Genomic DNA, 25,441 nt, shown 5'->3' on the forward strand with positions numbered 1-25,441 from the left:
CAGCCTCGCGCGCTCAGCCGGCGTCGCCCGCCGCGCTGGCGAGGACGACGGTGTAGCCGTCGCGGTCGCGCAGCCAGATCTCGCGGTGACCGGCGCTCGGGTTGAAGTGGGGCGCGAGCACGACCTCGGCGCCGAGGTCGGCGGCGCGGGCGACGGCGGCGTCGAACTGGTCGGTCTCGAACCACAACAGGACGCCGTTGCCGTAGGGGCGCGCGGTCGGGTCGCCGATCGGGCCGTGGTCGTGCTCGACCTCCCAGCGGTGGAGCTGCAAGATCAGCGCGCCGCGGTGCACCAGCCGCTCGTATTCGCGGCCGCCGTGGTCGCTCTCGCAGGCGAGGAGGCGCTGGTACCAGCGGCTGCTGGCCTCGACGTCGGCGACGGCGATGAGTGGTTGGGGACGCATGGGGAGAGGATCGCGGGGCGTGGTTCGTGGCGTCAAGCGTGGGGGCTCGTCGCTACAGGGCTCGGTTCGCGCGGCGTGGCGGCGGCGACGGATCACGACCGGACAATGAGGCGTGACGGGGATCACGGGCGCGTGAGGTGCAGGAATCGTCGGCTTCCGCGAGCGTCGCTAAGCACGCGGGCTCGTCCCGCCCTCACGCCATGCCTTCATCGTCGCTCCCATCCGTCGCGTTGCTGTTCGCCCTCTCGTCGCTGTCCGCCTGCTCCGCGGCGCGCATGCAGCTCGATCCGGCGTTGACCGCCAGGGCGCCGGAGCAGGCGGTCAGCGGCTCGGCGTGGGCCCAGTTCCGCAAGCCGGTGACGTACGCCGGCTACACGGCGACGCTGACGAAGGGCGGCTGGAAGACCGAGAAGAGCGCGTCGGTCGGGCCGTACAAGCGCAAGGAGTCGGAGCAGAACTTCGAGTTCTCGCTGGTCGGCGGGACGCCGGCGAGCTGGGCCGGGTCCTGCTCGTACGGGACGAGCAAGCAGGGCGTGCTGTTCCCGATCAGCAACGACGCGGGGCTCGTGTGCACGATGATGCCGCAGGGCGCCGGCGGCTGGCAGCTCGAGCTCCGCAGCGGGGGCAAGCTGCACGGGCCGAACACGCTGTCGGGGTCGATGACCGACGGGGCGACGACGATGTCGATCGCTATGGTGCACAAGCTGGCCAACGCGGCGTTCTCGAGCGCGCAGCCGGTCGGCTACGAGATCCGCGACGCGGGCGGTGTGGCGGTCGCGGCGGTGCAGATCTTCAACCCGCAGTTCGTGTGGATCGACCCGGGGTTGCCGGTGGAGACGCAGACGGCGATCGCGGCGGCCGCGGCGGGGCTGCTGCTGTCGAGCAACGCGGCGTCGGACATCAACGACTAGGGTCGCGGGCGCCGGCGCGGGGGCATGGATCGACATGTCCCCGAGGACAGCTCGAGCGCGCGAGGAGCCGCCCGCCGCGACCTGACGCGGGCGCAAGGTCGGGGCGCGCTCGCCTGGCGCAGACACCGGACGTCGATGTCGTTGTGAACGAGGTTCGCCCTCCCGTACGGTGCCGAGCGTGCGAGACGGCGAGGACGGCGGCGAGGGCCAGACGCTCGAGGTCGTGGGCCACGTGACCGACGAGTCGTGGCTCGGCATCCCGGCGCTGCACGCCGGCGGCGGGCTGATGGTGGTGCTGGCGGTGGCGCTGGTGGTCCACGCGCTGGCGCTGCGGCTCGCCCTGCCGCTGGCGCACGGGATGGCGCAGCGCAGCCGGACGACCTGGGACGACGTGCTGGTCAAGCACAAGGTGCTGGCGCGGCTGGTGCCGATCGCGGCGCTGGTGGTGATCGGCCGCGGCGTCGGGCTGGTGGTCGGGCTCGACGACTCGCTGGCGCGCTTCGTCGAGCGCATGGCGCTGGCGGCGATCCTGGTGGTGGCGGTGCGCGCGTTCGGGGCGCTGCTGACGGCCACCAACGAGCTGTACACGCGCAACCCGCAGGCGCTCGGGCGGCCGATCAAGGGCTACCTGCAGGGGCTGAAGGTGCTGGCGTACATCGGCGCGGCGATCGTGGTGATCGCGACGCTGCTCGACCAGTCGCCGTGGCTGCTGCTCAGCGGCCTGGGGGCGATGACGGCGGTGCTGCTGCTGATCTTCCGCGACACGCTGCTGTCGTTCGTGGCCGGGATCCAGCTGACGACGAACGACCTGATCCGGGTCGGCGACTGGCTCGAGATGCCGCAGTTCGACGCCGACGGCGGGGTGGTCGACATCTCGCTGAACGTGGTGAAGGTGCAGAACTGGGACGCGACGATCACGGTGATCCCGACCCACAAGTTCCTCGAGCACTCGTTCAAGAACTGGCGGGCGATGTTCGAGTCGGGCGGGCGCCGGATCAAGCGCGCGGTCCACATCGACATGGCGACGGTCCGGTTCCTCGACGCGGCGGAGATCGAGCGGCTGTCGCAGATCGTGATCCTGCGCGAGTACCTGGCGAGCAAGGTCCGCGAGGTGGCGGAGTACAACGAGGCGACGGTGCCGGACGACGCCGCCGCGGTGCCGGCCAACGGGCGCCACCTGACCAACCTCGGCACGTTCCGCGCGTATGTGGAGGCGTACCTGCGCGCGCACCCGAAGATCCACCCGGGGATGATGCGGATCGTCCGTCAGCTGCACCCGACGCCGCAGGGGCTGCCGCTCGAGATCTACGTGTTCTCGAAGGAGACGGCGTGGGTGGTCTACGAGGGCATCCAGGCCGACATCTTCGACCACGTGCTGGCGATCGCGCCGGAGTTCGGCCTGCGCGTGTTCCAGGCCCCGTCCGGCAACGACCTGGCCCGGCTGGGCGGGCGCTGACGAGGTGTCCATGAGGACATGCCGCATGGGACATGTCCCATGCGGCATGGCGAAGCGGGCATGTCCCGGGGGACAGGCTAGCCGAGTGTGCCGGCCAGCTCGTGCGCCTCGTCGGGCTCGCGCTCGGTCCGCGGCTTCTTGGGCGCGAAGGTCGGGCCGAGGGCGCGCAGGCTGACGAGGTCGTCGCCGGAGCGGGCGAGCAGGCGCTCGCGGACCAGCTTGTGGTCCGAGATCACGGCGCCGACGAGGGCCTGGACGACCTCGCGCGGGCGGGCGCCAGGGCCTTCGGAGCTGAGGCGGACGCGGAAGCGCAGCAGGCCGGCGTCGACTTCGACCTCGGCGTGCAGCAGAGCAGCGCTGATGTCGACCGCGGTCGGCTCGCCGACGGCGCGTCGCAGGCCGCGGCCGGCCTTGGCCTTGCCGGCGCGCTCGACCTGGAGCGGACCGCCGAGGCGGGCGGGCAGCTCGGCGGCGACCTCGGCGGCCAGCTCGGGGCCGAGGTCGACGGCGTAGTCGGCGGCGACGACGAGCTCGCCGAGGCGGCGCTCGCCCTGGAGGAGGACGCGGACGTCGAGGATGTCGATGCCGGGCGGGGCGGCGGCGACGAACCGCTCGCGCAGCTGCAGGGCTTCGCGCAGGCGGTCGTCGTCGCTCCACAGGCCGGCCATGTCGGCGTCGCTGCGCGGCAGCAGGACGTCGAGGTCGACGACCTCCTCGCGGGCGCCGACGCCGAGCGCCAGAGCTGGCCCGAAGGACATGCGCGGCACCGGGTTGAAGCCGCGCGAGAAGGCGGTCTCGACCCCGGCGCGCCGCAGCATGCGCGGCAGGACGCGGGTGAGGTCGAGGTGGCCCATGAACCGCATCGGCCCCGTCTTGGCGAAGAACACCCGCACGCGGGTGAACGGGGCCTCGGCGGCGGCCTTGAAGGCGCTGTCGGCGGCCAGCTTGCTCGGGTTGAGGCGGCCGCGCAGGCGCTCGATCGGGACCAGGTCGGCGGCGATCGCCCGCTCGTGCTCGCGCTCGACCTCGTCGTCGCGCTCGCGGTCGTGGCGCTCGACCTTCATGCCGGCGAGACGATCGAGGGCGACCATCCGCTCGCCGCGCATCTCGGACATGTCGCAGGCGATGCCGCAGTCGTAGCAGACGAGTCGGCGCGCGTCGGCCTCGGCGGCCTCGCGGCTGGTCGGGTGGACCTTGGCGCCGAACGGCTTGCCGCACGGCGGGGAGGCGCGCCCGCGCAGGGCCTTGCGGTACTCCTCGGCGAGGAAGCCGGGCTCGAGGCCGATGTCGATGTGGTCCCACGGCAGGCGGGCGTCGACGGCGATGGTGCGGGTGTAACGCTCGGGCTCAACGCCGACGGCCGCGATCGCGGCGGTCCAGCGGGCCATCGAGAAGCGCTCGCGCCAGCCGTCGAAGCGGGCGCCGGCGGCGTAGGCGTGGCCGAGGACCTCGCCCATGTCACGGTCGCCGCGGGCGAACAGGCACTCGAGCCAGCTCTCGGTCTGCGAGTGGGTCTTGAGCTCGAGGCGGTAACGCCGGGCCAGGTCGCGCAGCAGGTTGACCTTTTGGGACAGGTCCGAAAGGCCATCCATGGCCGCCCACTGGAACGGGGTGTGCGGCTTGGGCACGTGCTGCGAGACGCTGACGGTGACGGTGGGCATGCGCTGCAGCTTGAGCTCGCGCGCGACCTCGCGGACCTTGCGGCCGGTCTCGGCGATGCCGACCACGTCCTCCTCGGTCTCGGTCGGCAGGCCCATGATGAAGTACATCTTGATGCGGTCGTAGCCGCGCTCGAAGATCCGCCGCGCCGAGGTCAGGATGTCGTCGTCGCTGACGTTCTTGTTGATGACGTCGCGCATCCGCTGGGTCCCGGCCTCGGGCGCGAAGGTGAGGCCGCTGATGCCGACGCTCTTGATCTCGTCGAGCAGGCCCTCGTTGAGGCCGTAAGCGCGCAAGCTGGCGATGCCGAGCTTGATCTTGCGGCGCTTGAGCTCGGGCACGAGCTCCTTGATCAGCGGATCGATGCACGAGACGTCGGCGGTGCTCAGCGCGGTGAGGCTGGTCTCGGAGAAGCCGGCCGCCTCGACGCCGTCGAGCACGGCCTTGACGATCTGCTTGGGGTCGCGCTCGCGGACCGGGCGGTAGATGATGCCGGCCTGGCAGAACCGGCAGCCCTCGGTGCAGCCGCGGGTGATCTCGACGGAGGCGCGATCGAAGATGGCCTCGGCGTAGGGGATCGGGAACCGCGTGGGGAAGGGGAAGCGATCGAGATCGCGCACGTAGACGCGACCGACCCGCGCGGGCACGCCGAGCGCTCGACCCTCCTCGGTCGGGCCGGTGACGACGAGCAGCTCGCTCCGCTCGTCGCGCTCGACGGCGTAGAAGGTGGGCGCGTAGATGCCGGGCGTGCGGGCGGCGGCGGCCAGGATCTCGCGCCGCGACCGACCTTCGCTACGCATGCGGCCGATCGTGCGCAGGAGGTCGGGCAGGACCTCCTCGGCCTCGCCGACGAGGAAGAGATCGACGAAGGCGGCCAGCGGCTCGGGGTGCGTGGCCGTGGGCCCGCCCGCGAGCACGATCGGGTCGGCGTCGCCTCGCGCGTCGCTGCGCAGCGGGATCCCGCCGAGTTCGAGGTTGAGGAGGACGTTGGTGTAGCTGAGCTCGTACTGCAGGCTGAAGCCGACGACGTCGAACTCACGCAGCGGGGTGGCGGTCTCGAGGCTGACGAGCGGGAGACCCCGCGCACGCAGCTCGGCCTCCATGTCGGTCCACGGGCTGAACGCGCGCTCGCACACGAGGTCGTCGTGCTTGTTGACGAGGTCGTAGAGGATGCGCGTGCCGAGGTGGCTCATGCCGATCTCGTAGAGATCGGGGAAGGCGAGGACGAAGCGACACGCGAGCCCGGCGCCCGACTTGCGGATCTGCTGCTCTTCGCCGCCGAGGTAGCGCCCGGGCTTTTCCACGCGCCCGAGGAATTCGGCATAAGGATGTTCTGCCATGACGAGCCGCTCTTTTAGCCGAAATGGCGCGTCCGCACCACCGCGTCCGCGCCGGGCGCACCGCCCCCCTTGCCGCGGGCCGCGTGTGACCCAAGAATGCCTGCCGTGAAGGACCTGTACTCAGTCCTGGGCGTGCCGCGCACCGCCGACGAGAAAGAGATCAAGCGGGCGTTCCGCAAGCTGACTCAGCAGCATCACCCGGACAAGAACCCGGGCGACAAGCAGGCAGAGGAGAAATTCAAGGAGATGTCCGGCGCCTACGAGGTGCTGGGCGACGCTCAGCGGCGCAAGAACTACGACGAGTTCGGCGACATGAGCCTGACGCAGGGCTTCGATCCGGAGCGCGCGCGCGCCTATCAGCAGGCGACCCGCGGCGGCGGTGGCGGTCGCCGGCGCGCCGGGCCGGCCGGGTTCGGCGGCGGCGGCGGGTTTGACGCCGACGGCCAGTTCAATTTCCAGAACTTCGGCGACGCGCGCGGGGTGTCGTTCGACGACCTGCTGTCGCAGCTGTTCGGCGGCGGGCGCGTGGTCGACCCTGCTGCCCGCGGCGGTCGCGGGCGACCGGTCAGCACCCGCGGGAACGACATCGAGGGCGAGATCACGATCGATTTCCCGCAGCTGCTGCGCGGGGCCGTGATCCCGCTGCGCATCGAGTCGCAGACAGGGGGCTCGCGCACGCTCGACGTCAAGGTGCCGGTCGGGATCGCCGACGGCGGCAAGCTGCGTCTTCGCGGTCAGGGCGGCCCGGGCGACCCGCCGGGCGACATTCTATTGACGGTGAAGGTCGCGCCGCATCCGCGCCTCAAGCGCGATGGCAACAACCTGCAGATGAGTCTGCCCGTGACCGCGCTCGAGGCGGTGCGCGGCGGCCCGGTCGACATCCCGACGCCGGCCGGGGCGGTGACGTTGAAGCTCAAGCCCGGCAGTCAGAACGGGCAGACGCTGCGGCTCAAGGGCAAGGGCATCGCGCCGGCGAACGGCGAGGCGGGCGACCTGCTGGTGACGCTCGACGTGCGCCTCCCCACCGCGGCCGACCCTGAGCTGACAGCCGCGCTCGAGCGCCTGCAGGGGCACGAGAACGTGCGCGCCGACCTCGAGCTGTAGAGGTCGCCGCGTGCTATGCCTTGCGCGTGACCGTTCGCCTCCCGATCGTCCGCACCGAGGCCGAGGCCGAGCCCGCGCCGGCGCCGCGAAGGCGCCACCCCGACTGGTTGCGCGTGCCGATGCCGGGCGGCGACGGCTACACGGCGCTGCGCCGCATGGTCAAGGAGCTCGGGCTGCACACGGTGTGTCAGAGCGCGAGCTGCCCCAACATCGGCGAGTGCTGGAACCACCGGGCGCTGACGATCATGATCCTCGGCGACATCTGCACCCGCTCGTGCCGCTTCTGCGACGTGAAGACGGGGCGGCCGCTGCCGGTCGACGAGGGCGAGCCGGCGCGCGTGGCCACGATGCTGGCGGCGCTCGACCTCAACCACACGGTGATCACGTCGGTCGATCGCGACGACCTGCGCGACGGCGGGGCGGGGATCTGGGCCGAGACGCTGCGCGCGTGCCACGAGGCGGCGCCGGACATGACGATCGAGGTGCTGGTGCCGGACTTCAAGGGCGCGCTGGCGGATGTCGACACGGTGCTCGACGCCGGGCCCGACGTGTTCGCCCACAACCTCGAGACGGTGCCGCGGCTGTCCCGCGAGGTCCGCGTGCAGGCCCGCTACGACCGCTCGTTCGCGGTGCTCCGCCGGGCCCGCGAGCGCGGGGCGCTGGTCAAGACCGGGCTGATGCTCGGGCTCGGCGAGGAGCCGGCCGAGGTCCGCGAGGTCATCGATCAGCTGGCGGAGCTCGAGCTGACGATCTTGACGCTCGGGCAGTACCTGCAGCCGAGCAAGAGTCACCTGCCGGTGCACCGCTACGTGCACCCCGACGAGTTCGCCGAGTTCAAGCGCCAGGCGCTGGCGGCCGGGATCGTGCACGTGGAGAGCGGGCCGCTGGTCCGCAGCAGCTACCACGCCGAGGGCCAGGCCGAGCTGATCCGCCGCCTGCAAGCCGACGCCGGCAAGATCGGGTTCGCCAGCCTGCGCCCGCCGCCGGCCTGATGTGGTTTTTGGGACATGCCCCGAAGGGCATGTCCGTCGAGACATGTCCGTGAAGACCTGGAGGACCCCGATGCAGCTCGAGCTGATCAGCCACGCCCTGTGCCCGTTCGTCCACCGCGCCTGCATCATGCTGCGCGAGAAGGGGGTCGAGTACAGCCGCCGCGACATCGACCTCGACAACAAGCCGGAGTGGTTCTTGGCCCTGTCGCCGCGCGGCAAGGTGCCGGTGCTGGTGGCCGACGGGACGCCGCTGTTCGAGTCGGCGGCGATCGTCGAGTTCCTCGACGAGACCCACCCGCCGCCGGTGATCCCGACCGAGCCGTTCGCGCGGGCGCGCGGGCGGGCGTGGGTCGAGGTCGCCAGCGATCTGCTGATGGCGCAGTACCGGGTCTACATGGCGGCGACGCAGGCGGACTTCGAGGCGGCGGCCAAGACGGCGACGGCGGCGCTGGGCCGCTACGACGATGCGCTGCGCAAGGGCGACCTGGCGGCGGACGAGTTCAAGCTGGTCGAGGTGGCGGCGGCGCCGGCGATGTTCCGCTTCGCGCTGCTGGCCGACCACGCCGGCTGGGCGTTCTGGCCGGCGGGCTCGCAGGTCGAGGCGTGGGCGCGACGCCTGGCGAGCCGGCCGTCGGTGACTTCGTCGGTGGCCGAGGACTTCGCCGAGAAGTTCCTGAAGCTGCTGGCCGACAAGAACAGCTACATGCTGAAGACCCGCCCGACGGCCTGAGAGGAGCGTCCCCATGCACATCGACATCGTGTCCGACATCGCCTGCCCGTGGTGCTTCATCGGCATCGAGCGGCTCGAGCGCGCGCTGGCCGAGACGGGGGCCGAGGCGACGGTGACGCTGCACCCGTTCCTGCTCGACCCCGACGGGCCCGACAGCGGGACCGACCTGCGCGAGCGCCTGCGCCAGAAGTTCGGCGGCGACCCGACGCCGGCGTTCGCCAACGTCGAGCGCGCGGCCCGAGAGTCGGGCATCGCGCTCGACTTCGCGAAGGTGCACATGGGCTACCCGACGCTGCGGGCGCACACGCTGCTGCGCCACTCGGTTGCCAAGGGGAGCCAGCGGGCGCTGTCGCGGGCGCTGTTCGCGGCCTACTTCCTCGAGGGCAAGAACATCGCCGACCCGGCGGTGCTGGCCGAACTGGCGGCGCCGCACGGGTTCGCCGCGGAGGAGGTTGCGGCGCTGGTCGGCGATGCGCGCGAGCTGGCCGAGACGCGCCAGGAGGCCGAACACGCGGCCCGCAACGGGGTCCGCGGGGTGCCGCTGTTCATCTTCGACGGTCGCACGGCGCTGTCGGGGGCGCAGCCGGAGGCGGTGTTCCGCGAGACGATCCGCAAGGCCGCGGGCTGAGCGGGCGCGTCAGGCGAGGGCGCCGAGGGCGAGCGACGTGCGCGCCGGCGACGGCGAGCTGCGTGCGCGCCGGTCATGGTCGGAGCGCGTGAGATGGCTTTTCGAGCATGTCCTGATGGGCATGCTCGAGGCGACATGTCGATCGGGGCATGCTCCCGAAATCATGTCCCGAGAGACAGCTGCCGCACCAAGTCCGGATCGAGCGGCTCGCTGACGTCGGGGCGGTGGAAATCGGGGCGCAGGCCGCCGGCGGGCAGGGCGGAGAGGTAGCGGCGCGCGTCGCCCTGGCCGTGGATCGCGTGGGCGTTGCAGCGGGCCAGGCCGGGCGGGAGCAGGTCGGCAGGGACGGTCGCGCGACCGCGCCAGCGGCCGCCGGCAAGCGCGTCGGCGACGAACTCGACAGCGACGGTGGCGACGAGGTTGCGGACGCCGTGCAGCTGGAGCGCGAGCGAGTGGCCGTGCGGGCCGAACTCGAGCTCGAGGTAGCGATCGCCGGGGGCGTGGAGGAACAGCTCGACGACCTCGAAATTCCACAGGCCCGGGGTCGAGCCGGGCGGCGAGGGCGGCGGCGGATCGCGGTGAAACGGGGCGTCGATCGTCAGCTCGAGCGCGCCGGGGCGAGCGCGGAGCTCGAGGGTGGTTCGTTCGACAGGCGCCGCCGGGCGGCCGTCCCACGTGCGGTCGATGACGAGGTGCACGCGGCCAGGGTAGCGTCAGTCGGCGCGCACGGCGTCGCCGAGGATCGCCGAGTACAGCGCGGCGGCCGGATCGAGCGCGGCGGCGGGGGCGGCCAGCAGGAGCACGGCGTGGTCGCCGAGGCGGCGCTCGACGAGGCGGGCGATGGTCTCGCCGTTGCGCTGCAGCGTGTAGTTGGTGAAGCCGGCGAAGGCGGCCTCGGGATCGGCCTCGGGGCGCAGGACGAGCTCGTGCGCGAGGGCCGGGGCGAGGACGAACAGAGCGCTGCCCTCGGCGGGGGCGTCGGGCACGACCACGAACTCGACGAGGTGGCCGCCGCGCAGCGCCTGGGTGTCGAGCCAGCCAGGGAACACCTGCAGCAGCGGGTGGCGGCGCTCGCCAGCTTCGACGCGCTCGAAGCTGGTCGGCAGCGCGAGCGCGACGCCGTTCTCGACGACGCGGAGCTCGCGGTGGGCAGCGGCGAAGGCGATCGGATCTTCGCGCGAGACCTGGACGGCGCCGAGGCCGACGACGGCGATCGCGGCCAGGCACAGGCCGGCCAGCGGCTTGCGGGTCCAGCCGGGGAGGGTCGGTGGCAGCAGCAGGGTCAGCGCGGAGGCGACGAAGGCAGCTGTCCCGAGAGACAGGGGCGTCGAGCGCAGGCCGTAGACCCCGGGGATGCAGGCGAACACGTGCGCGCCGAGCAGGAAGAGCAGGGTGAGGACGACGCTGCGGCGCACCGTCGAGAGCAGGCCCGGGGTGCGCGCGGGCAGCAGCGTCCACAAGGTGGCGACCAGCACGGCGACCGCGAGGGCGTTGCCGCCGCCGATGACCTGGGCCGGATCGGGGTCGGCGACCGCGGCGGCCCACATGCCGGCGGCGCTGCCGAGGATGGCGATCAGGCCGGTGCGGGCCCAGCCGTGGATGCGCTCGAGCACATGTCCTGCGAGCCAGATCGAGTAGCAGTCGAGCAGCAGGCCGACGAGGTCGGCGTGCACGAACGGGGCGGTGAAGAGGCGGCCCCAGCTGCCGGCGCGCCACAGCTCGCCGGTCAGGGCGCCGGCGCGGAGCAGGCCGACGCCGGCCCAGCCGGCCGCGAGCGTGACCACGTACCAACCGGCCGAGACGGCGATCAGGGCGGTGGTCATGATCAGCGGCTGCAGCCGGCGGGCCCCGCCGCGCTCGCGCAGGGCGGCGCGGAAGCGTTCGCCGACGGCCTGGACGAACTCCTGCAGATCGTCGTCGAACGCCGGCGCGGGCTCGTCGACGTGGGCGCGCACGGTGCGAGCGGCGGCGGCGAGGCGGGTCTCGCTGCGGCGCGCGAGCCCGGGGACCTGCTGCAGCAACGCGTCGGCGCGCTGCGGATCGCCGGCGCGGGCGGCGGCGATCCCGAGGAACAGCGTGGCTGTCCCCGGGGACAGGCCGAGCCGGCGCCCGCGGTCGCGCACCAACGCGTCCTCGACGACGCCGAGCGCCCCGGAGTGGGCGAGGAAGGTGAGGCGCGCCTGGGCCAGCAGCTCGGCGGCGCCGGCCTCGCTGCCGAGCGGGCCGTCCTCGATCGAGCGCAGCAGCGCGGCCGCGGCGTCGTGACGCCCGAGCTCGCCGAAGGCGCGCAAGATCCCGAGCGCCAGCGTCGGCCGGACCGCGGCGTAGCTCGGGTGGAAGTGACTCTCGTAGTGCGTCACCGCCTCGCTCCAGCGGTGGTCGAACAGCAGCATCGCCACGATCTGCTCGTGGATCACCGCCAGCTCGGCCGGCTCCTCGGCGGCGGCGACGAGGCCGCGGAAGTGGGCCAGCGCCGCGTCGACGCCGTCGCGGTCGAGCAGGGCGAAGCCGCGGAGGATCTGCTGCTGACGCCCGAGGCCGGCGCCGGGCATCAACATGGCTCGAAGACCAGACAGGCGCACGGCCAGGCGCGGGCGGCCGAGCGCGAACATCTGCCGGGCCCCGCGCTCGAGCAGCGCCGGGGCGACCACCGTCAGGCCGCACAGACAGATGACGACGGTCCCGAGGTAGCGGTCCTCGTAGACGATCGCGGTGAAGGCCAGCACGAGCTGCAGCCCCAGCACCGCCGCGTAGCCCCGCGGGCCGCCCGGTCGGCGGATCGTGCGGAGCAGGACCATGGCGAGGACCAGCCCCGCGAGGACCAGGAGGTTGTGATAGAGCGCCAAGCCGACCTTAACTCTGCAGCTCCACGTGACCCATGCGCCGGAACTTGGCGTAGCGCCGCTCGAGGCGGTCCTCGACCGAGAGCGCGGCGAGCTCGCCGAAGTGGCGGCGCAGGGTGTCGTGGAGCGCCGCGGCGGTGCCCGGGAGGCCGCGGTGGGCGCCGCCCAGGGTCTCGGGCACGATCTCGTCGCAGATGCCGAGGCCGACCAGGTCCTGCGCGGTCATCTTGAGCTGCTCGGCGGCGATGCGCTCGGCCTCGGCGTCCTTCCACAGGATCGAGGCGCAGCCGCGCGGCGAGATGACCGAGTAGACCGCGTGCTCGAGCATGAGGATCCGGTCGGTGACGCCGATGGCCAGCGCGCCGCCGGAGCCGCCCTCGCCGATGACGACCGAGATCGAGGGCACGCGCAGGCCGGCCATCAGCTCGAGGCAGGTGGCGATGGCCTCGGCCTGGCCGCGCTCCTCGGCGCCGATGCCCGGGTAGGCGCCGGCGGTGTCGATGAGGCAGAGCAGCGGCAGGCGGAACTGGTCGGCCATCTTCATCAGCCGCTGGGCCTTGCGGTAGCCCTCGGGGCGCGCCATCCCGAAGTTGCGGTGGAGGTTCTCCTTGGTGTTGCGGCCCTTCTGCTGGCCGAGCACCACCACGGAGCGGCCGTCGAGGCGGGCGATGCCGCCGACGATCGCGGGGTCGTCACCAAAGGCGCGGTCGCCCTTGAGCTCGACGAAGTCGGTGAGCATCTCGCCGATGTAGTCGAGCGTGTAGGGGCGGTCGGGGTGCTTGGCCAGCTGCAGCTGCTCCCACGGCGTGAGCGTGGCGAACCGCTCGCGCTGCAGCTCGGCGGCCTTCTGCTCGAGCCTGGCGATCTCGTCGGCCATCTCGCCGCTGGCGCCGCTCAGATCCTTGAGCTCGCGGATCTTCGTCTCGAGCTCGACGATCGGGCGCTCGAACTCCAATACTTTGCCGCTCATGTCAGGTCCCCCGCGAGGAAGGCCGCGGCCTCGGCGGCGATGACGTCGGCCTCGCGCTCCAGCTCGACCTGGCCCATGAGCCAGATCGGCCGCGTGACCGCGATCCGGCGATCGACGGCCAGCTGGTGGCGGAAGTAGGTGCGCTGGCGCCGGGCGTAGCGCCGCGTCTGCTGCTTGATGGCAGCGACGGCGTCGCCGAGGCTGAGGCCGGCGAGGTGATCGAGGATCTGGCGATAGCCGAGGCTTCCCATGGATCGATGGCGCGAATCATACCCAGCAGCGACGAGGTTGGACACCTCGGCGACGAGGCCCGCGCGGATCATCGCGTCGCAGCGGTCATCGATCGCGCGGTCGAGCGCGGTGTACTCGGGCTCGAGCACGACGGTGGCGAGGCGAGCTCGCGCACGCGGCGGGTCTTCGGCGCGGACGAGGCTCACGGGTCGATCATGCGCTTCGCACAGCCACAGGGCTCGCAGGGCGCGCACGACGTTGCGCGGGTGGATCGCGGCGGCGGCTTCGGGATCACGGCGCTGCAGCTCCGCGTGCACGGCGCCCGCTCCCTCGCGCTCGCGTGCTTCCCACTGCGCGGTGAAGGCGGCGCGCCGCGGATCGCTCGCAGGGGCGTCGGCGACCGGATCGGCGCCGCTGTGCGTGTGCGTGACGGCGCGGAGGTAGAACCCGGTGCCGCCGGTGAACAGCCCTGGGCCGCGCGCGAGCAACTGCCAGGCGGACGACTGGTAATCTCCGGCGCTGAAGTCGGCGTCGGGATCGACGAGGTCGAGCAAGAAGTGCGGCACGCGCTCGCGCGTGGCCGCGTCGACCTTGGCGGAGCCGATGTCGAGGCCGCGATAGACCTGCACCGAGTCGCAGCAGAAGATCGGCAAGCGCAGGCGTTCGGCCAGCGCGACCGCGAGGCGTGATTTTCCAGACGCGGTCGGCCCGACGACGGCGAGCAGGCGCGGCAGATCGTGCGCGCGATCCATCGCGTCGTCGGCGGTCATCCGCCTCCGAGCAGGGCGGAGCCGGTCCAGCGGCGGATCCCCGGCACCGACTCGAGCGCCGCGCCGGCGTCGACGAGCTCGGCGAGCCAGCGACGCGCGAGCCGGGGCGCCGGGTCGCCGCCGTGCGTGGTAGCGATCGCGTCGAGCAGCCCGCGTTCACGCGCCGCCCGGTCGCCGTCGGCGTCGCGGATCCGCAGCCACGGCACGATCCGGGCCACGAGGTCGGCGGCGTCGGCATCGTCGACGCAGTGGCGCAGGTGGGCCGGCACGCCGCGCACCACCACCGCGTCGTCGCCGAACACGTCGAGGTCGACGCCGAGGCCGAGCAGCTCGGCGCGCGCGGCCTGGATCAGCGCGACGTCGGCGGTCGGGCGCTGGACCACCGCCGGCGACAGCAGGCCCTGCACGGCGACGGCGCGGCGGCCGACCAGGTCGCGCTGCAGGCGGAGATAGACCAGGTGCGAGCGGACCCGCCGGAGGTCGACGGCCAGCAGCGCGTCGCGGTCGGCGAACACGGCCACCGGGCCCGGGAGGCAGGCGAGCAGGGCAGGGATGTCGGGCCGCGCGGTGGCGGCGCTGGCCTGTCCTCCGGGACCGGACTGTTCGCGCATGTCTCGCGGGACAGGTGCGTCGCCGGGCAGCAGCGCCAGCGAGGCCTCGCGCTCGGGCTCGGCCGGGCGCGGGGCGGCGCCATCGGGCCGCAGCGCGGCGGCGGCCTCCATCATCGAGCGCTTGTGGCGGTCGTAGCCGTGGTCGAGCGCGCGCGTGCTCAGGCGGTAGGCGCCGGGGCGCCGCTCGTCGGCCGCGGGCGCGGGCGCCGGCGCCGGGTCGGGCTGACGCTCGGACCAGCGCAGCAGCGGATCGGCGCTGGCGCGCAAGTCGGGTGGGAACTCGCCGTCGGCCCGCTCGATCCACGCGGCGGCGCGGTCGCGGGCCGGGTCGAGCTCGCCGACGGCGCCGGCGCGCGCCAGCCAGGCGAGGTCGTCGGGGGACATGTCCCCGGGGACAGGCACCTCGGGCCGCTCGCGGGCGGGACCGGTGCCCGAGGACATGTCCTGCGGGACAGGCGAGCGGAGCAGGGTGGGGCCGGCCGCGGGCGACATGTCCTCGGGGACAGGACGTGGGCTGGCCGAGGGCGCGGGGCTCGCGGATGGGTCCTCGGCGGGTCGAGCGGCTTGGCTACCCGAGGTTCGGGCAGCGACCGGATCGGCATCACCGGGGGTCGCTTGCTCGCGGTCCTGATCGGACCCGAATGGCATGTCCTGAGAGACATGTCCGAACGATCCGGGCCGAAGGGACATGTCCTCGGTGCCAGGTCGACCCGGGCCTGGCGCGGGCTCGCGGGACGAGTGCCGGGCGGCATCCGGATCGGCCAGGTCGAGGTCCCAGCCGGCGTCGCCCGTCGGCGCCGCCACGGTCGGCCCGGCGCCGGTCCGTCGCGCCGGCTCGGGGGCGGACGTGGCGAGCGCGGTCTCGACGAGCGGGCGGCGGGTGGCGTCGACCGAGGCCTCGGCGCGGCTCAGCCAGGCCTCGGCCTCGGCGCGGCGCCCGGCCGCCGCGGCTGCCGCTGCCTGCTGGGCGCGGCGGACGGCGGGGCCGGGCGCGTCGGACTCGAGGTCGTCGGCGCGACGCGGCGAGCTCGAAGACGTCTCGTCGCCAGCAGGAGCGCCGTCGTGGGCGTGCGTGGCCCTCGGAGCACCCGCGGAGACGTCGCGGCTCGCGTCGTCCCGCTGCGAGCGCGGGGGATCGCCCTCGTCGTCCGGGTCGTCGTCCTGCTCCTCCGGCGTCTCGCCGGCGTGCGGGCGCGCGGGGCGACGGCGCGGGTGTCCAGCGCCTTGTGCCTCGTCCTCGCGCGGGTCGCCGACGCGGACCGGCGCGAAGCCGATCGGGATCGCGCCGCCGCGGCCGGGGGGCACGCCGGTCGCGCGCGGGGTCTCGCTCGCGGCTGGCGCATCGGACATGTTCGTAGCGACCTGTCCCGAAAGACCGGCGAGTTCGCCGGCCCACGGCGCGGCGGCCACGGCGGCGGCGAGGATCCGGCGCACGGCCGCGTAGACCTGCTGCGGCTCGCTGAAGCGGACCTCGGCCTTTTGCGGGTGGACGTTGACGTCGACGGCGCCGCTGGGCGGCTCGACGAACAGGCAGGCCGAGGGGGCCTCTCCACCGAGGCCGTAGGCCTGGGTGAGGATCTGCGCCAGGCTGCGCTCCCGCACCACGCGCTGGCGGGTGATGAGGTAGGGGCTGCCGCGACCGCGGGCGGCGGCGGTCGGGTGGGGCAGGAAGGCTTCGACGCGGATGCCGTCGTCCTCGCCGCGGAAGGCGAAGAACGGGCCGCCGACGCGGCGCTCGAGCACCTGGGCGACGCGGCCCTCGCGGGTGGTCCGCGGCAAGTTGAGCAGCTCGCGCTTGCCGTGGCGCAGGGTGAAGTGGACGCCCGGGTGGACGATGGCGAGGCGCAGCAGGGTGTCGCTGCAGTGGCCGACCTCGGTCGCCTCGGCGCGCATGAACTTGCGCCGGGCGGGCAGGTTGGCGAACAGCGCGTGCACGTCGATCTGGGTCCCGACCGGCATGCCGGCCGGGGTGAGGACGGGGGCCTCGCCAGGGATCCCGTGCAGGTGCACGCCGACGGCCGCGCCGGGCTGGCGGCTGCGCAGGTCGACGCGCGCGACCGCGGCGACGCTGGCGAGCGCCTCGCCGCGGAAGCCGAGAGTGACGATGTCGGCGATGTCGGCCGCGTGCCGCAGCTTGCTGGTGGCGTGGCGGGTGACGGCGAGCAGGAGGTCGTCAGGGTGGATCCCGCGGCCGTTGTCGCGGACGGAGATCCGGGCCATGCCGCCGTCCTCGAGCTCGACGTCGACGCGGGTCGCGCCGGCGTCGAGGCTGTTGTCGACCAGCTCCTTGATGACCGAGGCGGGCCGCTCGACGACCTCGCCGGCGGCGATCTGGTCGATCACCAGGGCGCCGAGCACGGCGATCCGTCCGGAGGGCGCGGGCGAATTCACGCGGGTTAGTTAGGCCGACCGGAGGCCGCCGCGCAAGGCCCCCGCGCGGGCGCGCCCACCGCGGGGCCGGCAGCGATAGGGTCGGGGACCACCCCCGAGGCATCTGCGATGGATCTCCGCGCGTTCTTTACGACCTTCGGTCTCGTGTTCCTCGCCGAGCTGGGCGACAAGACCCAGCTCACCACCATGAGCATGGCGGCGTCGAGCGGCCGCCGCTGGCTGGTGTTCGCCGCGTCGGCGCTGGCGCTGGTGCTGTCGAGCCTCGTCGCGGTGCTGGCCGGCGAGTGGCTGCGCACCCGCGTCGAGCCGGTGATGATCGAGCGCGTCGCCGGGGCGCTGTTCGTGATCCTCGGCGGCTGGATGCTGGCGGCCACGTTCGTGGCCAAGACCTGAGGCGCGGGCGACCGCGAGTCGCCCGCCTCGAACCGCGGCGCGGATCAGTCGGCGACGACGCGGTTGCGGCCGGTCTGCTTGGCCTTGTAGAGGCGCGCGTCGGCCTTCTTGATCAGGTCGTCGTAGGTGGCGATGTCCTGCGTCAGCTCGGCCACGCCGATCGAGATCGTGACCGGGATGTGGCGGCCCTCGAACATGAACTTCGACTCCGCGATCATGGTCCGGATCTTCTCCGAGAACTGGGTCGCGCCGCGGATGTCGATCTCGGGGAGTATCATCGCGAACTCCTCGCCGCCGTAGCGCGCCAGCACGTCGACCTTGCGGGCCCGCTCGCGCACCACGTCGGCCACCTCGCGCAGCACGAAGTCACCGGCGCGGTGGCCGAAGGTGTCGTTGCAGGCCTTGAAGAAGTCGATGTCGAACATCACCAGCGCGAGCGGGCGGTCGTAGCGACGGGCCCGCGACAGCTCGCGCTCGAGCGTCTCGAGGAAGTAGCGCTTGTTGAAGATCTGGGTCAGGCCGTCGACCGTCGAGAGGCGATAAATCTCCTCGTGGTAGAGGCTCTCGACGTTGTCGCCGCTGAGGAACTTGAAGATGGCGCGACCGATCTTGATGAGGTCGCCGTCCTTGAGCCAGGCCTCGTGGATCTTGTGGTCGTTGACGTAGGTGCCGTTGGTCGACTCGTTGTCGCGCAGCTTGACGCCGTGATCCTCGACCCGCAGCGTCGCGTGCGTGCGTGACACGCTGTCCTGACTGACGCAGATGTCGTTGAGGGTTCCGCGCCCGATCGTCATCTCGCGCCCGTCGATGTGGTACTTGCGGCCGAGCTCGGCGCCGTAGATGACGACGAGACAGGCCTCCTTCTTGGGGCCCTTGCCGCCACCTTCGTCACTCTTGTTGATGACTGTAACGATCGTCTCGTCCCGCATAAGCCCGCGGCAGTCCTCGAGGGGGCCCCCCTCTGCGGCGGTCAAATTACCAGAGCCGGGCAACGACGCGGAGCGCGAGGGGTGATTCTGGTGCGACGCAGTCTGGAGATGTAGGCTCGTTATGGCGCCCTCGGGCCTGCACCCCCCGTCTCAGGTCACGTCGTGTAAGTGACCGAAATGAAAGGGTTATTGAGCCGATGTGGCGGCCGGCGCGCGGGCTCCGTAGCCGTCGTGATCCGGCGAAATTTTGCCGAGCCCGCAGGGGCGCTGCTATGACCAGCCGACATGTCGGCCCCCAACACCCGACTCAGCGGTCTCGGCGCGCTCTTCTTCGTCGGCACTCTCGGCGCCATCGCATTCTACGTGCAGCGCCAGGAGGTCCCGGAGACGCACGACGTGGTGCGGACCGCGGCGACGGGGACGCAGGCGGCGCCAGAGGAGGCGCCGGTGGCCGCGTTGCCGTGGCAGGACCGGCTCGACCTCACGGCCGTGACGCCCGCCCCGCTCGGGGCCGACGCGCCGGCGCCGACCCGGGCGGCGAAGACCGCGGATCCGGATTTCCCGACGCTGGCCACCGATTTGGCGCGCACGCGCCTGGTCCAGGAGCTGAGCGACGGCCACCGGATCCTCTACACGCTCGATCCGGTGCTTCAGGACGCGGCGCTGCAGATCTTCCGCAACCGCGAGGTGCCATACGCGGCCGCGGTGGTGCTCGACGTGCGCGACAACGCGGTGCTCGCGCTGGCCGGCCACTCGAGCATGGACCCCGAGGTCGACCCGCTCGAGATCGTGACCACGGCCTGGGCGCCGGCGGCGTCGACGTTCAAGCTGGTGACCGCGGCGTCGCTGCTGGCCAACAAGCACGTCAACAACAAGACGCGGGTGTGCTTCAGCGGCGGCCTCCACGGCATCACCGACGACCTGCTGCTCGACGACCCGCGCCGCGACGAGCGCTGCGACGACCTCGGCGGGGCCGTCGCGCACAGCCACAACGTCGTGATCGCCAAGCTCGCGCTCAAGCACCTCAGCGCCGACGCGCTGCAGGCGACGGTGCGCTCGTTCAAGTTCGACAGCGACATCCCGTTCGAATTCCCGGTCGAGCGCTCGCCGGCGCTGATCCCGGCCGACGCCAAGGAGCGGGCCAAGGTCGCGGCCGGGTTCTGGCACGTCGACATGAGCCCGCTGCACGGGGCGCTGCTCGCCAGCGTGTTCGCGCGCGACGGCGTGTACCAGGCGCCGCACGTCATCTCGCAGGTGCTCGGGCCCGACGGCACCGACCGCACGCCGTCGCTGCCGAAGACCGAGCGCGTGCTGACGAAGGACGTCGCCGAGGCGGTCGGCGCGATGATGGTGCGCACCACCACCGAGGGCACCGCGCGCGCGAGCTTCGTCGACCGTCAGGGCACCTCGTACATCGCCGACGTGCAGGTCGCCGGCAAGACCGGCAGCCTCACCGGCAAGCGCGCCCCGGGCCTCAACTACAACTGGTTCGTCGGCTACGCGCCGGCCGACCGCCCGGAGATCGCGTTCGCGGTGCTCCTCGCCAACGAGCCGAAGTGGCAGATCAAGGCCCACTACGCGGCGCGTCGGCTGGTCCAGATCTACGCCCAGCGGCGCGACGCGATCGCCGAGCACCGCGTCGCCAAGCTGACGAAGAAGGGCGTCGAGCTGCCGGTCGAGGGCAAGAAGCCGGCGCCCGCGACGAGCCCGAGCAAGCCCGCGCCGGCCGACGCCGTGGCCGCGCGCAAGCCCCCGGCCACTCGTCAGGACCCTGACGCGCTGCCGCCGGTGCCCGGTCCTGTCGCAAGGCCGCAGGCCGCGAGCGGCAAGGCGCCGAGCGGCGTCTGAGGGCGCGGCCGCGTGCACCCTTGCGCGCCCGCCCGCCGCGCCGGAAGATGAGCGCGTGCGAGTCAGCGCCGTCGCCGTCCCCCGCGCGTCTCGCAAGTGTCGCTCAGGACATGTCCGATGGGCCATGTCCCTCGGGCTAGGTCTCTCGATCTGGCTCTCGGGACAGCCGGCGATCGCGGCCCCGGCGGCGCCGGCGACCGCGGCGCGGGCGGCGTTCGAGGCCGGCGCCAAGGCGTTCGCCGCCGGCGACTACGAGCGCGCGCTGGCGGAGTTCGAGCGGGCGATGGCGCTGCGGCCGTCGCCGAAGATCCACTACAACATCGGCGTGTGTCGCCAGCAGTTGATGCTCGCGGCCCAGGAGCGGGGCGATGTCGCGGCCGAGTCGCTGCACGCGGCCGCGGCGGTCGAGGCGTACAAGGCGTACCTGCGCGAGGTGCCGGACGCGGACGATCGCGGCGAGGTCGAGGCGACGATCCGCGATCTCGGCGGGACGCCGCAATTTCAGCTCAAACCCCTCCCATCGCCGCGCGGCGAGGGGACACCTGTCGGACGCGAGGACGCGGCGACGTCACCCGCACCTGTCCCCGAGTCGCCGCCGGTGCCTGTCCCCGATCCGTCGCCCGTGGCTCCACTGCCGTCCGGGGCGGACGCGCGCGAGTCGACGCCGCCGCCGGCCGCAGTAACACCGTTGTTCCGCGGTCGCGTCGGCGCGACCTTCGGACTTAACGGTCAACCGCAAGTCGGCACGTCGCGGCTCGACGGCGCGGTGCAGGGCTTCGCGATGGCGCGGCTCGGCGGCTTCCTCGGCGCGCGACGTCGGGTCTACATCGGCGGCGCCGGCTTGCTCGCGGGGGCCGCCGTGACGGCGAACGACAAGCTCGCCCTGCACATGCAAGCGGTGCTGCTCGACCTCGAGTACGCGCATCCGGTCGGTCGTGCGCGGCGCTTCGAGATCGTTGGCGGCGGGTTCCTCGTCCTCGCGCGCGAGGCTCTGCGGATCCGCGCGGAGGGGCAACGTCCGGTGTGTGCGGCGCATTCCAGCGGAGGCCTCGTCAGCCAGCGGGGCGGGGCGGGCGCGGGTGGACGGGTCGGTTTCCACGTGCTACTTGGAGCGCGCAAAAACCACGAGCTCGGCGTGCGACTCTCCTCCGCAATTCTCGGCTTTGGACAGGGCACGGCGGCCGCCGGCTGCGAGCCGTCGTTCTCCCAGCTCGATGTCCCGAGAGCCAGGTGGCTCGTCCTCGTCGACTCGGGTTACTCGTTCCGATTCTAGGTCGAACATGGTGTGTACCCCGCGACAGCGTGGCGCCCGGAGGCGGCACGCATGACTGCCTCCGGCGCTGGACAGTTCTACAGCTGGCTCGAAGAGGCCGTGCCGCGCGCGGGCAGTCAGCGCTCGCTCGACAGTCAGGACACGACGCTCAGCCGCCGCGGGCTCATCATCCGCGCCGACAAGCGGGCGCGCGAGCTGGTCGGCCTCAAGATCGGGGCCGGCGACGTGGTCGCCCTCAGCATGGGCAACGTGGCCGAGTTCGTGATCCTGCTGCTCGCGGTCAGCAAGCTCGGCGCGATCGCTATGCCCATCGATCCGGCCAACGGCGATCGCAGCCTGCTCGCGGCGGCGCGACGGATCCCGATCCGCGCCGTGCTCCGGCGCCCGCGCGGGCTCGAGAACTCGCCGCTCGAGTACCCCGAGGGCTACGTGCTGCACTCGCGGCGCAAGCTCAGCGGGTCGCTGCTCGAGGTCGACGTGCTCGAGCCGCCGTCCGACCTGCGCTCGGCTGTCCCCGGGGACACGGAGTTCGTGCTCGAGGCCGTGAGCCCCAACGGGGCCGTGCACGACATCTTCCGCAGCGGCGCGCACCTGAAGTGGATCGGCGAGACGGCAGCGGCGCGGCTCGAGCTCGGCGCCGGGACCCACCTCGCCTGCTCGCAGGCGTTCACCAGCCCGCGCTTCTTCGACGCGGTGGTGCTCGGCTGGCTGGCCTCCGAGGCGCGCCTGGCCATGGCCGACAACCCGACGCTCGAGTCGGTGCTGCCGCCGCCCGGCACCTACGAGCGGCTGGTGGTCGTCGACCTCCTCTATTCGCTGCAACGCACCGCGCGCGCGATCAAGGCCGCGGGGGCCGAGCGCGAGCTGCTGGCCGTGATTCCCCAGGCCACGATCGCGACCTCGCACGGCAAGCTGCTCAAGCAAGTGTTCGGCGCGCCGCCGGTGCAGCTGCTGTGCCTCGAGGAGATCGGGATCCTCGGCACCCGCGTGATGGCCCGCGGCGAGCGCTTCGAGCCGTCGCCCGGCGTCGAGCTGCGCCCCGGCAAGGCCGGCGACGGCGGCCACGAGGTGCTCGCGCGCTCGCCTCACCCGGTGCGCACGCGCCCGCTGCTGGCCGCAGGTGAGCCCGGCGGTCCGGTCGCCGGCGAGACCGCGTGGATCCACACCGGCTACGCCGGCCACTTCGGCGCCGCCGGCTCGCTCGGCGAGGTACCTGGCCGCACGGACAGCCTCGTCAACCTCGAGGGCCGGCGCGCCAGCCTGCGCAGCATCGAGGCCGCGATGCGCAAGCACCGGCGGATCACCGAGGCCGAGGCCGAGGTCGACTACGACGTCGACGGCAACCCGTTCGTCCACCTGCGCTACCGCGCCACCGGCTCGACCGGCCTCGACGACCTCGAGGAGTTCATGGTCGCCGAGCTGCCGCCGTACCTGGTCCCGCGCGAGCACACGCGCATCGACCCGCCGCCTCCGGAAGACGAGAACTGAGCGGCCCGCGAGGGCGGTGCCCTGAATGGCTTCGAGGACATGTCCTGCAGGACATGTCCTCGAGTGCTTCGTGTCGACGGCTCGACCTGGCGCGCGCGTGTCGGCGCTCGCTCCGAGGCCTGCAGGATCAGCCGGCGACCGGCAGGACCTTCTCGATCGCCGTCGTCACCTCGGGCGCCAGCGGATCGATCGGCGACTCGAAGCGGGCGACCACGCGGCCCGTCGGGTCGATCAGGAACTTGGTGAAGTTCCACTTCACTTCGCCGCGGATCCCCTCGGGCGTCTCTTCGGTCAGTGTCTTGTAGATCGGCGCGATCTCGGGCCCCTTCGCGTGGACCTTGTTCATCATCGGGAAATCGATCGCGTACTTGCTGGCGACGAAGTCCTTGATCTGCGTGGCGTCGCCCGGCTCCTGGCCGCCGAAGTCGTTGGACGGGAAGCCGAGGACCACCAGGCCGCGATCCTTGTAGCGGCCGTACAGCTCCTGCAGCTTGGCGTACTGCGGCGTGAAGCCGCACTCCGAGGCGGTGTTGACGACCAGGATCGCCTTGCCGCGGAGCTCCGAGAATTTTTGCTGGCTGCCGTCGAGCGCCTCGACCGTATGGTCGATGACCGGGCTCTCGGCGGCCGGGCTCGGCTTGGCCTCGGCGGGGGCGGCGGGCGCGGCCTTGGCGACCTCGGCCTGGGCCGGCTTCGCGGGGGTGGAGGACGAGTCGCAGGCGGCGGCGACCAGGGCGAGGAGCGCGAGCGAGCGGAGCATGGGCGGCAGCATAGCGGAGGCGTGCGCTAAAGTGAGGGCCATGGCAGCCGATCGTCACACGCTGGCGCGCGCGCTCGAGTTCGCTGCGGTCGCCCACGGCGAGCAGACGCGCAAGGGCACCACGATCCCGTACGTCAGCCACCTGTTGCAGGTCAGCGGGCTCGTCCTTGAGTGGGACGGCGATCTCGAGCAGGCGACCGCCGCGCTGCTGCACGACGTCGTCGAAGACACGCCGGTGAGCCTGCGCGAGGTCGTCGAAGCGTTCGGTCCGGGGGTCGGCGAGATCGTCGGCGACTGCACCGACACCGGCGCCGACGAGACCCCGGGCAGCAAGCGGCCGTGGCTGCTGCGCAAGCGCGGCTACCTCGACAAGCTGCGCAGCGTCGGAGCGCGCAGCGCCCTCGTGATCGCCTGCGACAAGCTGCACAACACCTCGACGCTGCTCGTCGATCTCGAGCTCCACGGGCTGGAGACGCTGGGCCGCTTCAACGCGCCGGCGCCGAAGCAGCTGTGGTACTTCCGCTCGGTCGCCGCGGCCCTGCGCGGGCGCGTGCCCGACGGGCTGCAGGCGCTGCTGGCCGAGCACGCCGAGCGGTTCGCGGCGCTGACCGGCGCGGTCGAGTGGCGCGAGGACGCGGGCTAGCGCCTGTCGCAGAGGACATGCTCGGACGAGCATGTCGCCGGGGGCATGTCGCTTCGGGCATGTCGTTTCGGGCATGTCTCGAGAGACATACAAGGCCGGCCGTTCAGGCGGGCCCCCGAAGCCCGCGAGGCGGGTCAGCGCTGGAACGCCAGCGCCGGCGCGCCGCCGAGCTCGAGCTGCAGGTGCCCGAGCAGGCGCAAGGTGAACAGCAGGGCCAGCAGCTCGTGCTCGTCGACCTCGAAGTCGTCGAGCAGCTCGGCGAGGGTGCGCGAGCCGTCGAGGCGCGCCAGCCAGGCCGACTCGCTCGGCTCGAGCATGAGGGTCGCGGTCAGCTCGGCGCGGCCGTCGTCGGTGCGGTGCTCGTAGGCGAGGCGCGGCAGCTGGTGGTGGTCGCCGATGGCGTCCCACAGGCGGCGCAGGGGGATCCGGTGGCGGGCCGCGCTCATGAGGATGGCGGCGAGCGAGCGGTCCAGGACGACGCGGTCGGTGCACGGCCCGGGCTCGAACTGCCAGCTGCCCTCGTTCCACGAGAACATCGATTCGACCATGCGCAGGATCTGCTCGCCGAGCGCCTCGTTGAGCTCGCGCTCGCGGATGAGGCCGTTCTCGAGCAGGACCTCGCCGATCCGCTTGCCGCTGGTGCGCGCGAGCAGGTCCTGGGCCTGATCGAACTGCGCCCGCGTCAGCAGTCCGCGGACCAGCAGGCGATCGGTGAGGCGATCGCCGGCCTCGTTGCTGCGGGCGAACACCGGCGCGCCGGCGGCCAGCCACAGCGTCTTCTCGAGCGCGCCCTTGCGCAGGCGCAGGCACCCGCTGCGACCCTCGCTGTGGAACTGCCACAGCAGCTCGGGCAGAGGGAAGTCGCGCAGGCGGCCACCCTCGGGCCGGGCCTCGCCGCCCGGAGCGGACGCTCCTGCAGGGGAAGCAGACTCTGCGCGGCTCGGATCTTGGGTATCCATGGGGCGGCTTCGTCCGTCTGCGCCGGCGGCGCGTACTCGACAAGATAGACCACAGCCGGCCGACCAGGGCGGCGGGGTCGCCGAGCTTCACGGGGCAGGCGCGTGGATT

21 protein-coding genes are annotated in these 25,441 nt (G+C 72.6%); 11 read left to right on the plus strand and 10 right to left on the minus strand.

Annotated features, from left to right (window positions below):
* Positions 1–13: 13 nt before the first annotated feature.
* Positions 14–403, minus strand: a complete 390-nt coding sequence (locus POL25_RS21320; RefSeq protein WP_272087971.1) for a VOC family protein — start codon at positions 401–403, stop codon at positions 14–16.
* Between the two features lie 200 nt (positions 404–603).
* Between POL25_RS21320 and POL25_RS21325 the strand changes: the two genes are divergently transcribed.
* Together POL25_RS21325 and POL25_RS21330 are read left to right on the plus strand one after the other, a co-directional pair.
* Positions 604–1,314 (plus strand): hypothetical protein, encoded by a 711-nt coding sequence (locus tag POL25_RS21325; RefSeq protein ID WP_272087972.1) that lies wholly within the window; start codon positions 604–606, stop codon positions 1,312–1,314.
* 178 nt (positions 1,315–1,492) lie between these two features.
* The gene (locus POL25_RS21330; RefSeq protein WP_272087973.1) at positions 1,493–2,770 is read left to right on the plus strand and encodes a mechanosensitive ion channel family protein; all 1,278 of its coding nucleotides are present in this window, start codon (positions 1,493–1,495) and stop codon (positions 2,768–2,770) included.
* Positions 2,771–2,847: 77 nt separating this feature from the next.
* Here POL25_RS21330 and POL25_RS21335 read toward each other — a convergent pair whose 3' ends face one another.
* A complete protein-coding gene (locus tag POL25_RS21335; protein ID WP_272087974.1) occupies positions 2,848–5,769 on the minus strand; it encodes a TIGR03960 family B12-binding radical SAM protein in 2,922 nt (973 codons plus the stop codon).
* Positions 5,770–5,838: 69 nt separating this feature from the next.
* Here POL25_RS21335 and POL25_RS21340 point away from each other — a divergent pair, with 69 nt between their 5' ends.
* Genes POL25_RS21340 through POL25_RS21355 form a run of 4 tightly spaced genes read left to right on the plus strand, consistent with a single transcriptional unit; the run spans position 5,839 to position 9,223 of the window.
* Positions 5,839–6,873: a DnaJ C-terminal domain-containing protein gene (locus POL25_RS21340; RefSeq protein WP_272087975.1), complete on the plus strand. Its 1,035-nt coding sequence runs from the start codon at positions 5,839–5,841 to the stop codon at positions 6,871–6,873.
* A gap of 26 nt (positions 6,874–6,899) precedes the next feature.
* Positions 6,900–7,865 (plus strand): lipoyl synthase, encoded by a 966-nt coding sequence (lipA, locus tag POL25_RS21345; RefSeq protein WP_373372100.1) that lies wholly within the window; start codon positions 6,900–6,902, stop codon positions 7,863–7,865.
* A 43-nt stretch (positions 7,866–7,908) separates the two neighbouring features.
* Entirely contained in the window at positions 7,909–8,595 is a 687-nt protein-coding gene (locus POL25_RS21350) for a glutathione S-transferase family protein (protein WP_272087977.1), read from the plus strand.
* Between the two features lie 13 nt (positions 8,596–8,608).
* A complete protein-coding gene (locus POL25_RS21355) occupies positions 8,609–9,223 on the plus strand; it encodes a DsbA family oxidoreductase (RefSeq protein WP_272087978.1) in 615 nt (204 codons plus the stop codon).
* Between the two features lie 161 nt (positions 9,224–9,384).
* Here the strand turns inward: POL25_RS21355 and POL25_RS21360 are convergent, their stop codons facing one another.
* Genes POL25_RS21360 through mutL form a run of 5 tightly spaced genes read right to left on the minus strand, consistent with a single transcriptional unit; the run spans position 9,385 to position 17,039 of the window.
* Entirely contained in the window at positions 9,385–9,921 is a 537-nt protein-coding gene (locus POL25_RS21360) for a DOMON domain-containing protein (RefSeq protein WP_272087979.1), read from the minus strand.
* A gap of 15 nt (positions 9,922–9,936) precedes the next feature.
* On the minus strand, positions 9,937–12,069 hold the full coding sequence (locus POL25_RS21365) for a rhomboid family intramembrane serine protease (RefSeq protein WP_272087980.1): 2,133 nt from the start codon (positions 12,067–12,069) through the stop codon (positions 9,937–9,939).
* 7 nt (positions 12,070–12,076) lie between these two features.
* Entirely contained in the window at positions 12,077–13,036 is a 960-nt protein-coding gene (locus POL25_RS21370; protein ID WP_272087981.1) for an acetyl-CoA carboxylase carboxyltransferase subunit alpha, read from the minus strand.
* Entirely contained in the window at positions 13,033–14,037 is a 1,005-nt protein-coding gene (gene miaA, locus POL25_RS21375; RefSeq protein ID WP_272087982.1) for a tRNA (adenosine(37)-N6)-dimethylallyltransferase MiaA, read from the minus strand. The genes POL25_RS21370 and miaA overlap by 4 nt, the downstream gene beginning before the upstream one ends.
* The gene (gene mutL, locus POL25_RS44440) at positions 14,034–17,039 is read right to left on the minus strand and encodes a DNA mismatch repair endonuclease MutL (RefSeq protein WP_272087983.1); all 3,006 of its coding nucleotides are present in this window, start codon (positions 17,037–17,039) and stop codon (positions 14,034–14,036) included. The genes miaA and mutL overlap by 4 nt, the downstream gene beginning before the upstream one ends.
* A 108-nt stretch (positions 17,040–17,147) precedes the next feature.
* On the opposite strand from mutL, the gene POL25_RS21385 reads away from it, so the two are divergent.
* On the plus strand, positions 17,148–17,432 hold the full coding sequence (locus POL25_RS21385; protein WP_272087984.1) for a TMEM165/GDT1 family protein: 285 nt from the start codon (positions 17,148–17,150) through the stop codon (positions 17,430–17,432).
* A 44-nt stretch (positions 17,433–17,476) separates the two neighbouring features.
* Here POL25_RS21385 and POL25_RS21390 read toward each other — a convergent pair whose 3' ends face one another.
* Complete coding sequence (locus POL25_RS21390; protein ID WP_267707943.1) at positions 17,477–18,361, minus strand: GGDEF domain-containing protein; 885 nt, start codon at positions 18,359–18,361, stop codon at positions 17,477–17,479.
* A gap of 285 nt (positions 18,362–18,646) precedes the next feature.
* Between POL25_RS21390 and POL25_RS21395 the strand changes: the two genes are divergently transcribed.
* From POL25_RS21395 to POL25_RS21405, 3 genes are all read left to right on the plus strand, one after another.
* Positions 18,647–20,209 carry a penicillin-binding transpeptidase domain-containing protein gene (locus tag POL25_RS21395; protein WP_272087985.1) on the plus strand — a complete coding sequence of 521 codons (1,563 nt, stop codon included), beginning with the start codon at positions 18,647–18,649 and terminating at the stop codon, positions 20,207–20,209.
* Positions 20,210–20,333: 124 nt separating this feature from the next.
* Complete coding sequence (locus tag POL25_RS21400) at positions 20,334–21,482, plus strand: tetratricopeptide repeat protein (RefSeq protein ID WP_272087986.1); 1,149 nt, start codon at positions 20,334–20,336, stop codon at positions 21,480–21,482.
* A 51-nt stretch (positions 21,483–21,533) separates the two neighbouring features.
* Positions 21,534–22,970 (plus strand): AMP-binding protein, encoded by a 1,437-nt coding sequence (locus tag POL25_RS21405; protein WP_272087987.1) that lies wholly within the window; start codon positions 21,534–21,536, stop codon positions 22,968–22,970.
* 127 nt (positions 22,971–23,097) lie between these two features.
* On the opposite strand, the gene POL25_RS21410 is transcribed toward POL25_RS21405, so the two are convergent.
* Entirely contained in the window at positions 23,098–23,730 is a 633-nt protein-coding gene (locus tag POL25_RS21410; protein WP_272087988.1) for a glutathione peroxidase, read from the minus strand.
* 40 nt (positions 23,731–23,770) lie between these two features.
* On the opposite strand from POL25_RS21410, the gene POL25_RS21415 reads away from it, so the two are divergent.
* On the plus strand, positions 23,771–24,373 hold the full coding sequence (locus tag POL25_RS21415) for an HD domain-containing protein (RefSeq protein WP_272087989.1): 603 nt from the start codon (positions 23,771–23,773) through the stop codon (positions 24,371–24,373).
* Positions 24,374–24,507: 134 nt separating this feature from the next.
* Here the strand turns inward: POL25_RS21415 and POL25_RS21420 are convergent, their stop codons facing one another.
* Entirely contained in the window at positions 24,508–25,332 is an 825-nt protein-coding gene (locus tag POL25_RS21420; RefSeq protein ID WP_272087990.1) for a DUF4388 domain-containing protein, read from the minus strand.
* Positions 25,333–25,441 lie beyond the last annotated feature (109 nt).

The organism is Nannocystis bainbridge (assembly GCF_028368995.1).
Lineage (GTDB): Bacteria > Myxococcota_A > Polyangia > Nannocystales > Nannocystaceae > Nannocystis > Nannocystis bainbridge.

Excerpts from the sequence above, each read along its gene's own strand:
- POL25_RS21420 (WP_272087990.1), bottom strand. The coding sequence starts at position 25,332 with ATGGATACCCAAGATCCGAGCCGCGCAGAGTCTGCTTCCCCTGCAGGA.
- POL25_RS21410 (WP_272087988.1), bottom strand. The coding sequence starts at position 23,730 with ATGCTCCGCTCGCTCGCGCTCCTCGCCCTGGTCGCCGCCGCCTGCGAC.
- POL25_RS21350 (WP_272087977.1), top strand. The coding sequence starts at position 7,909 with ATGTCCGTGAAGACCTGGAGGACCCCGATGCAGCTCGAGCTGATCAGC.
- POL25_RS21370 (WP_272087981.1), bottom strand. The coding sequence starts at position 13,036 with ATGAGCGGCAAAGTATTGGAGTTCGAGCGCCCGATCGTCGAGCTCGAG.
- POL25_RS21325 (WP_272087972.1), top strand. The coding sequence starts at position 604 with ATGCCTTCATCGTCGCTCCCATCCGTCGCGTTGCTGTTCGCCCTCTCG.
- POL25_RS21335 (WP_272087974.1), bottom strand. The coding sequence starts at position 5,769 with ATGGCAGAACATCCTTATGCCGAATTCCTCGGGCGCGTGGAAAAGCCC.
- POL25_RS21320 (WP_272087971.1), bottom strand. The coding sequence starts at position 403 with ATGCGTCCCCAACCACTCATCGCCGTCGCCGACGTCGAGGCCAGCAGC.
- POL25_RS21390 (WP_267707943.1), bottom strand. The coding sequence starts at position 18,361 with ATGCGGGACGAGACGATCGTTACAGTCATCAACAAGAGTGACGAAGGT.
- POL25_RS21395 (WP_272087985.1), top strand. The coding sequence starts at position 18,647 with ATGTCGGCCCCCAACACCCGACTCAGCGGTCTCGGCGCGCTCTTCTTC.
- POL25_RS21405 (WP_272087987.1), top strand. The coding sequence starts at position 21,534 with ATGACTGCCTCCGGCGCTGGACAGTTCTACAGCTGGCTCGAAGAGGCC.
- POL25_RS21400 (WP_272087986.1), top strand. The coding sequence starts at position 20,334 with ATGTCCCTCGGGCTAGGTCTCTCGATCTGGCTCTCGGGACAGCCGGCG.
- POL25_RS21415 (WP_272087989.1), top strand. The coding sequence starts at position 23,771 with ATGGCAGCCGATCGTCACACGCTGGCGCGCGCGCTCGAGTTCGCTGCG.
- miaA (WP_272087982.1), bottom strand. The coding sequence starts at position 14,037 with ATGACCGCCGACGACGCGATGGATCGCGCGCACGATCTGCCGCGCCTG.
- POL25_RS21355 (WP_272087978.1), top strand. The coding sequence starts at position 8,609 with ATGCACATCGACATCGTGTCCGACATCGCCTGCCCGTGGTGCTTCATC.
- POL25_RS21385 (WP_272087984.1), top strand. The coding sequence starts at position 17,148 with ATGGATCTCCGCGCGTTCTTTACGACCTTCGGTCTCGTGTTCCTCGCC.